This is a genomic window from Streptomyces sp. NPDC029164 (genome assembly GCF_055563995.1).
On the sequence record NZ_JBVHWW010000026.1, the window covers coordinates 119,205 to 128,854 of the forward strand.

At 71.2% G+C, this 9,650-nt stretch carries 11 protein-coding genes; 4 read left to right on the forward strand and 7 right to left on the reverse strand.

The genetic code is table 11. From position 1 onward, the window contains the following. The first annotated feature begins 90 nt into the window (after positions 1-90). On the forward strand, positions 91-1,245 hold the full coding sequence (locus ACZ4VT_RS24760) for an MFS transporter (RefSeq protein ID WP_467952786.1): 1,155 nt from the start codon (positions 91-93) through the stop codon (positions 1,243-1,245). Positions 1,246-1,483: 238 nt separating this feature from the next. Here ACZ4VT_RS24760 and ACZ4VT_RS24765 read toward each other — a convergent pair whose 3' ends face one another. The 3 genes from ACZ4VT_RS24765 to ACZ4VT_RS24775 form a co-directional block, all read right to left on the reverse strand. Next, positions 1,484-1,663, reverse strand: coding sequence for a hypothetical protein (locus tag ACZ4VT_RS24765; RefSeq protein ID WP_467952761.1), 180 nt, complete (start codon positions 1,661-1,663; stop codon positions 1,484-1,486). A 30-nt stretch (positions 1,664-1,693) separates the two neighbouring features. Beyond that, on the reverse strand, positions 1,694-2,122 hold the full coding sequence (locus ACZ4VT_RS24770) for a DUF6098 family protein (protein ID WP_467952763.1): 429 nt from the start codon (positions 2,120-2,122) through the stop codon (positions 1,694-1,696). A gap of 512 nt (positions 2,123-2,634) precedes the next feature. After that, entirely contained in the window at positions 2,635-3,204 is a 570-nt protein-coding gene (locus tag ACZ4VT_RS24775) for a TetR/AcrR family transcriptional regulator (RefSeq protein ID WP_467952764.1), read from the reverse strand. A 120-nt stretch (positions 3,205-3,324) separates the two neighbouring features. Between ACZ4VT_RS24775 and ACZ4VT_RS24780 the strand changes: the two genes are divergently transcribed. The 3 genes from ACZ4VT_RS24780 (at position 3,325) to ACZ4VT_RS24790 (ending at position 6,782) form a co-directional block, all read left to right on the forward strand. Continuing rightward, a complete protein-coding gene (locus tag ACZ4VT_RS24780; RefSeq protein WP_467952766.1) occupies positions 3,325-3,741 on the forward strand; it encodes a VOC family protein in 417 nt (138 codons plus the stop codon). Further along, positions 3,738-4,445, forward strand: coding sequence for an NADPH-dependent F420 reductase (locus ACZ4VT_RS24785; protein ID WP_467952768.1), 708 nt, complete (start codon positions 3,738-3,740; stop codon positions 4,443-4,445). Before ACZ4VT_RS24780 ends, ACZ4VT_RS24785 begins: the two co-directional genes overlap by 4 nt. 753 nt (positions 4,446-5,198) lie before the next feature. Beyond that, positions 5,199-6,782 carry an alpha/beta hydrolase gene (locus tag ACZ4VT_RS24790; RefSeq protein ID WP_467952769.1) on the forward strand — a complete coding sequence of 528 codons (1,584 nt, stop codon included), beginning with the start codon at positions 5,199-5,201 and terminating at the stop codon, positions 6,780-6,782. A gap of 53 nt (positions 6,783-6,835) precedes the next feature. Here the strand turns inward: ACZ4VT_RS24790 and ACZ4VT_RS24795 are convergent, their stop codons facing one another. From ACZ4VT_RS24795 to ACZ4VT_RS24810, 4 genes are all read right to left on the reverse strand, one after another. Continuing rightward, positions 6,836-7,273, reverse strand: a complete 438-nt coding sequence (locus tag ACZ4VT_RS24795; RefSeq protein WP_467952771.1) for a multinuclear nonheme iron-dependent oxidase — start codon at positions 7,271-7,273, stop codon at positions 6,836-6,838. A 368-nt stretch (positions 7,274-7,641) separates the two neighbouring features. Beyond that, complete coding sequence (locus tag ACZ4VT_RS24800; RefSeq protein ID WP_467952773.1) at positions 7,642-8,169, reverse strand: DUF402 domain-containing protein; 528 nt, start codon at positions 8,167-8,169, stop codon at positions 7,642-7,644. Between the two features lie 360 nt (positions 8,170-8,529). After that, positions 8,530-8,805, reverse strand: coding sequence for an isoamylase early set domain-containing protein (locus ACZ4VT_RS24805; RefSeq protein ID WP_467952775.1), 276 nt, complete (start codon positions 8,803-8,805; stop codon positions 8,530-8,532). A 269-nt stretch (positions 8,806-9,074) separates the two neighbouring features. Next, the gene (locus ACZ4VT_RS24810) at positions 9,075-9,413 is read right to left on the reverse strand and encodes a MerR family transcriptional regulator (protein ID WP_467952777.1); all 339 of its coding nucleotides are present in this window, start codon (positions 9,411-9,413) and stop codon (positions 9,075-9,077) included. Positions 9,414-9,650: the final 237 nt, after the last annotated feature.

Consider the following 9,650-nt stretch of genomic DNA (forward strand, 5'->3'; position numbering starts at 1 on the left):
TTTTTCCCGTGCCGCGGGGGGGCCCCCCACCCCCCCCCCCCCCCCCCCCCCCCCCCCCCCCCCCCCCCCCCCCCCCCCCCCCCCGCCGTCCTGCCCGCCCTGTGTCTCACCCAGATCACCAGCTGGGGCATCGTCTACTACGCCTTCCCCGTCCTCAACCCGGCCATCACCGCCGACACCGGCTGGAGCGCGGGAGCAACCACCGCAGCGTTCTCCGCCTCCCTCGTCGTCTCCGCTGTTGCCGGGATCCATGTCGGCCGCGTTCTGGACCACCGCGGGCCCCGCACCGTCATGACGGCCGGCTCCGTCCTGGGGGCCCTGAGCCTGCTGGTGATCGCCGCAGCTCCCAACCTGGCCGTCTTCTTCGCCGGATGGTTGCTCGGCGGAGCGGCGATGGCCGCAATCTTCTACCAGCCTGCCTTCGCCGCCCTCACCCGCTGGTGGGCCCCCGACCACATCCGCGCACTCACCATCGTCACCCTCGCCGGCGGACTCGCCTCCACCGTCTTCGCACCCCTGACCGCGATACTCGCCGACCACATGTCCTGGCGCGCCACCTACGCGGTCCTCGCCGGCCTCCTCGCCGTCGTGACCGTCCCGGCCCACGCCATCGCCCTCAAAGCCCCCTGGCCACCGGCTCCTGCGAGCCCGCCGCACCTCACCGGCGGCCACGAGCAGGTCGTGCGCAGCCGGGCGTTCTGGATGCTGGCCGCCACCTTCACCCTCTCCGCGTTCGCCATGTACGCCGTCGTCATCGGCCTCGTCCCCCTCCTGATCGAACGCGGCTACACCACTGCCGAGGCCGCATGGGCCCTCGGGCTCGGTGGCGCGGGCCAAACCCTCGGCCGCAGCCTGTACGCGACCCTCACCCGCCGCCTTGGGGTCACCGCCCGCACCGTCACCCTGATCGCACTCAGCGCCCTCACCACCGCAGCCCTCGCAATCGTGGCCGGCCCGTACGCCCTACTCGTCGCGGTATCCGTCCTCGCGGGGGTAATCCGGGGCAACCTCACCCTGCTCCAGGCCACCGCTGTGACCGACCGCTGGGGCACCACCCACTACGGACGGCTCTCCGGGCTCCTCGGCGCACCGGCCCACGCCGCAGCCGCCCTCGCTCCCTTCGCCGGCGCGGTCCTGGCCGGACCCCTCGGCGGCTACCCCGCTCTGTTCGCTCTGCTCGCGGCGTTGTCGATCACTGCCGCTGTCACAGCCCTCGGGGTCCACACCCGCAACCGGAAGCAATGACTCACCCGAACCGGCGACAGCACCACACCTATTGCAGCCACGACGATGTGGGAAGCGTCCGCTTCCTCGGTGTACTCGGCAACCTCACTGACGTGTCCGTCGCCGGCCTCGACCTGGAACCCGACCAAGCGGGAGCCCGGGCCGGTAATGCGACTCGTGGCTATAGCTCCACATGTCAAATACGGTCTCCTCCCTGGGAGAAGGGGCTGCACCGAGCCATGTCGGCGGTCTCACGGCGTCACGGGTGGTCGGGACGCTGCTCCCGCGGGGTGGGACCGCCCGTCTGAGACCGGTCTTCCCGGTCCTCGCCCGCCTTCTTCGGGTTCTTCGGCTGGCCGGCCTTGAGGTGCCTGCTTTCCTGCGGGGTCGCGGCGCCCTTCCCACTACGCCGTGCCTCCGGCTGCTGTGCATCACCCATGATCTCGGTCCTCTCCGAGTGTCAAGGAGGTCACCTGCGGTTGAGTGGCCCCCATACGCCTTGCTGCTGCTTGATCTCCTCTTCCGCTTCGTTGATTACTTTCTGATCTACCCACCCCAAGGGCTCTACGTCCCGTACGAGGGGTTCGTTGTCAGGCCCGCGCCCGGCCTCAGTGCCAAGGAGCAGCCAAGGCCTGACCCGGCTGTCCTTCACTCGCGGCAGATGGGAGTAGTCGTACAGCCGTCGCGCGGCCCACGTCCTCAGCGGCCGCGGCCCCCACCAGTCCTCGACGTCCATAAGGTTCGCCGACAGGCCCGGCAGCTCGACACCCGTGAGCTCGTCCCTGCTCGACGACTCGGGGAAAAGATCAAACTGCGGGCCTCTCGACCAGCGCACGTAAAGCCCGTGGCGGCTGGAGAGCAATCCCGTCAGCTCATCCAACGATTCGATGACCGCCATCCGCGACCGGTCCCGAACGCCATCCATGAAGGGCTGCTACCCAGCGCCTCGCGAGATAGTGGCGATGTCGCGGCCTGGGCACCGGACGGCACCTGGGGGTGGAGCTGGGCAAAGGCCGCGGCGGCTGAGAGCGACGCGGTCACGGAGATTCCGTCCACGCCCAACCATGCCACCATGCCTGTTTCCCGGGCAGGTACTGCTTGATGGAGGGCGGCGTTCAGACCGGCATAGGCCTGAGGACCGCGGGTCACCGCCGAGCAGCTGCGCCCGCTGCCCGGGGTGGACCTCGGTCGCGTCCCCGCCCGCCCCCGTACTCACACCTCGGCGCCGGCCCGGTGGGCGTGGCTGCTCGACGGCCGCGTCCACGGCCGTCCGGCCACCGTCCACGCCGCGGGCTGCCCGCACGCCACCGACCGCGCGCATCCGCTGGGCACGACTGAGCTGGGCAGCTGTCGTGGTGCTGCTCCGACGTTTCCCCTTCGGGTTGGGTCCGTTGCCGTCCGTCGCTCTGCTCACTGCGGCGGACGCAAGGCGTTGCGGAGGATGGTGAGGACCTCGTCGCGGGTGGGCGGTGTGGGTGCCGTCATCGCGTGCAGGCACAGTCCTGTCATCAGCGGGGGGATGGTCGCGGCGGCGACGGGGCCGACCAGGGGGGTCATGACCTCGGTGCTGACCCGCGCCGACAGGCTGGCCGCCTCGCGCAGTTCCGGGCGGCGCAGGGCGGCGACGTGCAGTTCGTAGTCGACGGCTGCGTTGGTGCGGCCTTCGCCCAGGCAGGCCATGACGCTGTCGGCGAGTGCCTCGGCGATCTGGTCGGGGCCGGCGGTGGCGTACTCCTCGGCCCAGGACCGTACGAAGCCGGCGAACCGGTCGGCGGCGCGCTCCAGGGCGGCGCGGATCAGTGCCTCGCGGTCGGCGAAGTGGTACGTGGTCGAGGAGAGCGAGACGTCGGCCCGCTCGGCGATGGCCCGGTGGGTCAGTCCTTCCAAGCCGCGTTCGGCGATCAGCTCCTCGGCCACTTCGGTGATCCGCTCCCGGCGGTCGGGGTCGTGTCGGCGTGTGCGGCGGGTCTTCTCGGTCACGGTGGTCAGGCTCCTTGTCGGGGTACGGATCACTCTCGCATCATTCTATTGGTACGGACGTCCGTACCAATGTTATGGTGGAGGAGTAGTCGGCGGGGGGCCCTGTGAATGGAGAGAGTCATGGCAAGCGCACACCCCCTGAACCTGGTGGACGTCACCGTCCCCCGCGAGGCGCACGACGACGCCCGCCGCTTCTACCTGGACGCCTTCGGCTGGACCGTCGAGGCGGACATCCCGGGTTACCCGATCATGGGGACCGGCCCGGGCGGCGCCCAGGTCGGGCTGATGTGGGAGGGCAACCCGCAGTCCGGCGACCTGTCGAAGTTCTGGCAGACCGGCAAGGCGGTGCCCTTCCTCGGGACCGAGGACATCGACGCCACCCTCACCGAGGTCGAGCGCCACGGCGGCAAGGTCGCCGCACCGCCGCGGCAGACCGGCCCCGTCATGGTCGCGGTCTTCGAGGACCCGTGGGGCAACCACTGGTTCCTGTGTCAAACCGGCAATGAGAACGGTCACGAGAGCGGAGTGTCGGCATGAAGATCGCAGTCCTCGGTACCGGCGGCGGAGGCCGCGCCCACGCCGCCAAGCTGCTGGAGCTCGGCCACGAGGTGGCCGTGGGCACCCGCGACCCGCAGATCACGCTCGGTCGCACCGAGCCCGACTTCATGGGCACCCCGCCGTTCGGACAGTGGCTCGCCGGCCACCCCGGCATCGAACTCATGACCTTCGGCGACGCGGCACGGACCGCCGACCTGGTCATCAACGGCATCGACGGCGCCAACGCGGTAAGGGAACTCACCGCGATCGGCGAACAGCTGGCCGGCAAGACCCTGATGGACTACGCCGTCCCCTTCGTCTACAACCCGGAGCGGGAACACCCCTGGCCCACCCCATGGGGCGTGATGCCCGCCCTCGACCCGGTGGACTCCGACAGCCTGGGCGAGCGCCTCCAGCGCGCCCTGCCCGCCACGAACGTGGTCAAGGCCTGCGTCACCCAGGAACAGGACACGGCCGTCGACCCCAAGACCGTCGGCGACGGTGAACACACGATGTTCATCGCCGGCGAGGACCCCGACGCGAAGCAGCAGGTCACCGAGCTCCTACGGGCCTACGGCTGGCAGGACGTCCTCGACCTCGGCCCGATCGTCTCCTCCCGCGGCATGGAGATGTACGCCCACATGCACAGCGCCATCCAGTTCGCGCTCGGCGGCGCCCGCTTCGGCATCAAGGTCATCCGCTGAGCATCGAGACGAAGCCACGCCTACCGCCTCCGTGCCGGCCACGGCCATCGGTGCACCGAGGACGCGACACCAGGTCGGCCGGACGCCCTCACCTCCCGGCGCCTGCCCTGTTGGACTCTGCCCAGCAGTGATACGGGAAAGGCTCACGAACCGGGCCAGAGCGCAGGGACGACTACGGCACGACTACGACGAATCCGCCGTTGGCCAGCCGGCCTGCCGAGCTATATCCGTCTCCTGCTGGGCGTGGGCGGGTTCATGGCGAACGACCGCCCCTCCAAGCCGACCCGGCCCACCTACGTGCTCGATCTCCCACCGGTGATCAACAAGCAGTACCCGCCCGCCGCCTGTGCTGATCAGCCACCAGCCTCCTCCTGTGAAGACGTTGCAGGTCACCGACCGCGCCGTGGTCGTGCCCTGCACGCTGGTCGACGACTCCGCCAAGACCGCCGCGTGGCAGGAAGCGAACTCGCCGTTCCACACCCTTGAGCGGCGGCTACGAGCCGGCGGGACACTTGCGCCCGTGAGGAGTTCGGTGGCGACGATGGCGCCCGCCGGTCCGGCCCGGCTTGCCGGGCCGGAGGCTCCGGGTTCGGCCGTCCCACCGGCCGCGCCTCTCCCCCGACCCGGCCGGGCTTCGGCCGCCGGTGGCACCAGCTCGGCGGGGCTGAGACGCATATGGATCCCCTGACATGCCGGGGTCATCCGGGGCGGCTTTACTCGAAGCCGTGGCGCTTGGCCGGAAGGAGAACCACCATGGCCGCAGCCGTGCCGGATCCGCCGTCCCGAGGCCGTGCCGACGCCGCCAGGGCGGCTCTACGCCGGTCCGCCGTCGGTGCTCTGGTGCTGGGGCTGCTGGCCGCCGGGTGCACCGGGGTATCGGAGAGGCCCGGGGCCGGGTCGGCCACGCCCGCCGACGGCGCAGCGCTCCGTCCCTTCTACGAACAGAAGATCACCTGGACCGCGTGCCAGGGCGGCGGCTTCGAATGCGGACAGCTGAAGGTTCCGCTCGACTATGCCGCACCGGGTGGGAAGACGATCGAGCTGGCGCTGATCCGCGATCCTGCCGACGACCGGACCGGTCGGATCGGCTCCCTGGTGTACAACCCGGGAGGTCCCGGGGGATCCGGTGTGGAGGCGGTAGGCAAGTGGGGCCGGTTCCAGTTCAGCGACCGGTTGCGGTCCCGGTTTGACGTCGTGGGCTTCGACCCGCGAGGGGTCGGCCTGAGCACGGCCGTCCACTGCCTGACGGACCGCCAGAAGGACCAGCAGTCCCAGATCGACGGCACCCCTGACGACCAGGCCGAGGTGGACCGGTTCGTGACCTCCGGCCGGGACGTCGCCGAGGCGTGCCGTGCCAACACCCCCGGTGACCTCCTCGCTCACGTCTCCACCGTCGAGGCGGCCCGGGACATGGACGTGCTGCGCGCCACCTTGGGCGATGCGAAGCTGCACTACCTGGGCCAGTCGTACGGCACCTACCTGGGCGCGGTCTATGCCGAGCGGTTCCCCGCCAGGACGGGCCGCCTGGTGCTGGACGCCGCTATCGATCCCCGCATGTGGCCGCCGTGGTCGCCGGCGGCGCTCCGCGCCAAGGCGGTGGGCTTCGAGACGGCGCTGGACGCCTTCCTGGCCGACTGCGTGCCGCGTGCCGACTGCCCGCTGGGCCGGGATACGGCCACCGCCCGGCAGCGGCTGGCCGGCCTCCTGCGGCGCGCCGACGGTGAACCACTGCCAGGTGACGGCACGCGGACGGTCAACGAGTCGCTCGCCGCCGCCGGCGTGTTGACCGCCTTGTTCGCCAAGGATTCCTGGCCCGCCCTGCGTACCGGCCTGGCCGAGGCCCAGGTCGGCAAGGGCGCAACGCTGCTCGCCCTGGCCGACCTGTTCTCCGGACGTGACCAGGACGGCCACTACACCAATCTGCTCGACGCCAACCAGGCGATCAACTGCCTGGACGGGCCGTCGCCGACGACCACGGCCCAGCAGGTTCAGCAGCAGCTTCCGGCCCTGAGGCAGGCATCGCCCCTCTTCGGCACGTACGTCGCGTGGGCTGCGCTGTCCTGCGCGTTCTGGCCGGTGCGGCCGGTCGACAAGCCCCGCGAGATCAAGGCCCCCGGGGCGGCGCCGATCCTGGTCGTGGGCACCACCCGGGACCCGGCCACGCCCTACGCCTGGGCCCAGAACCTGGCCGGACAGCTGGAGTCCGGGACCCTGCTGACGTACGACGGCGACGGCCACGGCGCCTACCGGGCCACCGGCAGAGCGTGCGTCACCGACGCCGTGGACGCCTACCTGACCGAGGACCGTCTCCCCGCGGAAGGGACACGCTGCCGCTGACCTCCTCCCCCGCCGTGTTCACCGCGGAACGTCAGCGGAACGGCAGCGGAACGTCAGCGCACACACCAGCCGGCGCAGTGCGGCCCTCCGTGTCCGCGGGACCTGCCGGGCTGCGGCGGAAGCGGGCCCTGCGTCGTCAGGTGCTGGACGAACGCCTGCGGGTCCGCGCCGCTGCCGCCACGGGCCGGCTTCGGGTGTGCGCTGGCGTAGGCGTCGAACAGGGCACGGAACCGCGGCTCCAGTGCCTCGCGCAGATCGGGCCGGACCCGGCTCACGCCGTCCCGCCGCTTCGCGACGGCCAGCACGTCCAGCACGGGACCGGTCAGCGGATGCCGGTGGGTGTCGTGCCACAGCCCGTCCCGCAGGACGCCGCCGGCGACGTGGACGTAGGCCAGTCGCTCCAGCGGCAGGCGATCCAGCACCTGTTCCGGATCCTGGCCGAAATTGACGTGCGCGATGTGCAGGTTGGCCACGTCGACCAGCAGGAGCACTCCCGTACGATCGACGATCTCCGCCAGAGAGGGATTCGTTCGAGGCGATCGCCACGCTGTTCTTTCCCTCTCCTTTCCTACCGCTCGGTCAGAGCCGGTCGGCATTGACCTCCGCCAGATCGTCGGGGTCGGTCGGTCGCGCCATCCCGGCCTCGGGTATTCAGCGGCTGAGGTGACCTGATCTGGTATCAGCAGAAGGTGCCCGTGGCGCGCACGGGACAGGTCGGTGCAGCGGATCCCGGCGTCGGCATGTCACTCCAGCACCGGCCCCACCGCATCACCGTGGCAGGCGCTCCAGGGGGCGGGGACAGCGACGCAGTCGTACCGCCCCTGCGTACGCCCCTCCCCCAGGACTTGCTGATGCGGGCCTATCCGATGAGGCCAAGCCAGTAGCGGTACGCCGAGGCGAAGGGTTCGACGCCCTCACCACCATCAGGTTCGCGGCGGACCCTCTGCATCAACCACTCGCAGGTCTGTCGGGCCGCGTCGACGACGCTGTCCGGGTAGCCGTAGCGCATTCGGCGTTCGGCGAACTGGTCCTCGTCCTCGATATGGGCCTCGCCGCCCCGGGGCCGCACGACATCGAGATCGAGGTCCACCGTGCGCAGGACGGTCCCGTCCGCGTTCCACTCGGGAACCGTGCACACGTCGCAGTACACCTCGGGGCCCGGGTCGGCACAGAATGTGGCCGTCCACCACTCACCGCGCGGGACGAGCATCACGTGCGCGAACCGGCTTGGTTCCTCGCCCGTGGACGAACTGACGGGAACACCCTGCGCCGTGCCCAACCACACGCCGTGCTCGTCCTCACCCAGCCGGACAGCAGTCCACCGCGCGCTCAGACTGCCGTCGTACTTCCGAACATCGACCAGCACGGAAGTGCCCTCTTTGACCATGCCAAAACGCTAACCCGACAACGTCGGCGAAGCTGTCCGCGCGCGCCCGGCGCGCCTAACGGGAGGGGGCCGTGACCCGCCTCGAAGTGTCCTGCCGGGCGGCTCTTGCGGCTCCGGCCGCTCGGGTGGCAGTAGCGGAGCTCTGAAGGGAGCGGCGCAGCAGTTGGGTGGATCCGCCGTAATTCGCATGAGGCGCAGCGGCCGGGGCTGCCAGTTGGCGAAGGCGGTCAGGCCGTGCGGGCCGGTGACGTCCATGAACGTGAGGTGCCGCATGTCGCAGGCCACCGCCGTCCGCATGCCCTCCCCGCCGGGGACGGAGCCGGCATCCACCGTGCCGGATCCGGTCCTGGTCGCTGAGGGTCAGGTGTGGAGGCGGCTGTTGGGGCCGTCCTGGTCGACGGCGCTCTCGTCGTTGAACCAGTAGTCGCCCGCGGCCAGGTAGCGGAACGAGTGGACGCTCTCCATGGGCAGCGCGACCGTGACCGCCCGCTTGCCGTCCTTGCGCGCCTTGAGGGTGTGGACGCCGGGCTGCCAGTCGTTGAAGTCACCGACCACGCTGACCGGACCCGGCGGAACGTCCGCGGGAAGGATGAAGGTGACCTCGGTACGGTCCTTCTTCAGCGTGCGCTCCAGCATGGGGCAGGCTCCTGACGGGGGTGGCGAACGGGGTACGCCGCCCATCGTCGGGGGCAGGCCCGCCCACCACGTGCCGACCCGGCCGCCCGCGCGCCCGGGCATCACCCGCCCACCACACCCTGTGACGCGAATGCACCTGCGCCGCCCAGGCCAGGACCCCGCCAGGCTGAGGGAGGGCCGCGGCCCGCTCGGGCCGCCCGTGGGGGCACCGATGGCCAGCGCGGGATGGACCGCCGAGGGCCGCCCAGCGGCGTGTGCCCGGCGCGGTTCTACGTTGTGACGGGCGGTTGGGGTGGTTCGCTGGCGCGGCGGTATTCGGCGTTGATGCGCTGGGCTTCTTCGAGCTGGTCTTCGAGAATGACGATCCGGCAGGCTGCCTCGATCGGGGTGCCCTGGTCGACGAGCTCCCGGGCGCGGGCCGCGATGCGCAGCTGGTAGCGGGAGTAGCGGCGGTGACCGCCCGCGGAACGGAGTGGGGTGATCAGGCGGGCTTCGCCGACGGCACGGAGGAAGCCCTGGGTGGTGCCGAGCATTTCGGCGGCCCGGCCCATGGTGTAGGCGGGGTAGTCGTCGTCATCGAGACGGCCGAACGAGTCGTCTGCTGTCATTGCACCTCTCTCATGGAACGCGTGGAGGGGGCCCGGGGGGGGGTGGCCCCCCAGCCCCCCAAAAACCACACCCCCCCCCCCCCCCCCCCCCCCCCCCCCCCCCCCCCCCCCCACCAACCCCCCCCCCCCCCCCCCCCCCCCCCCCCCCACACCCCCCCCCCCCCCCCCCACCCCCCCCCCCCCCCACCACCCCCCCCCCCCCCCCCTCCCCTCCCCCCACCCCCCCCCTTTTTTTTG

Bases quoted from the DNA above. Each gene is read 5' to 3' on its own strand.
- ACZ4VT_RS24800 (WP_467952773.1), bottom strand. From the start codon at position 8,169: ATGGTCAAAGAGGGCACTTCCGTGCTGGTCGATGTTCGGAAGTACGAC.
- ACZ4VT_RS24770 (WP_467952763.1), bottom strand. From the start codon at position 2,122: ATGGCGGTCATCGAATCGTTGGATGAGCTGACGGGATTGCTCTCCAGC.
- ACZ4VT_RS24805 (WP_467952775.1), bottom strand. From the start codon at position 8,805: ATGCTGGAGCGCACGCTGAAGAAGGACCGTACCGAGGTCACCTTCATC.
- ACZ4VT_RS24785 (WP_467952768.1), top strand. From the start codon at position 3,738: ATGAAGATCGCAGTCCTCGGTACCGGCGGCGGAGGCCGCGCCCACGCC.
- ACZ4VT_RS24780 (WP_467952766.1), top strand. From the start codon at position 3,325: ATGGCAAGCGCACACCCCCTGAACCTGGTGGACGTCACCGTCCCCCGC.
- ACZ4VT_RS24810 (WP_467952777.1), bottom strand. From the start codon at position 9,413: ATGACAGCAGACGACTCGTTCGGCCGTCTCGATGACGACGACTACCCC.
- ACZ4VT_RS24790 (WP_467952769.1), top strand. From the start codon at position 5,199: ATGGCCGCAGCCGTGCCGGATCCGCCGTCCCGAGGCCGTGCCGACGCC.
- ACZ4VT_RS24765 (WP_467952761.1), bottom strand. From the start codon at position 1,663: ATGGGTGATGCACAGCAGCCGGAGGCACGGCGTAGTGGGAAGGGCGCC.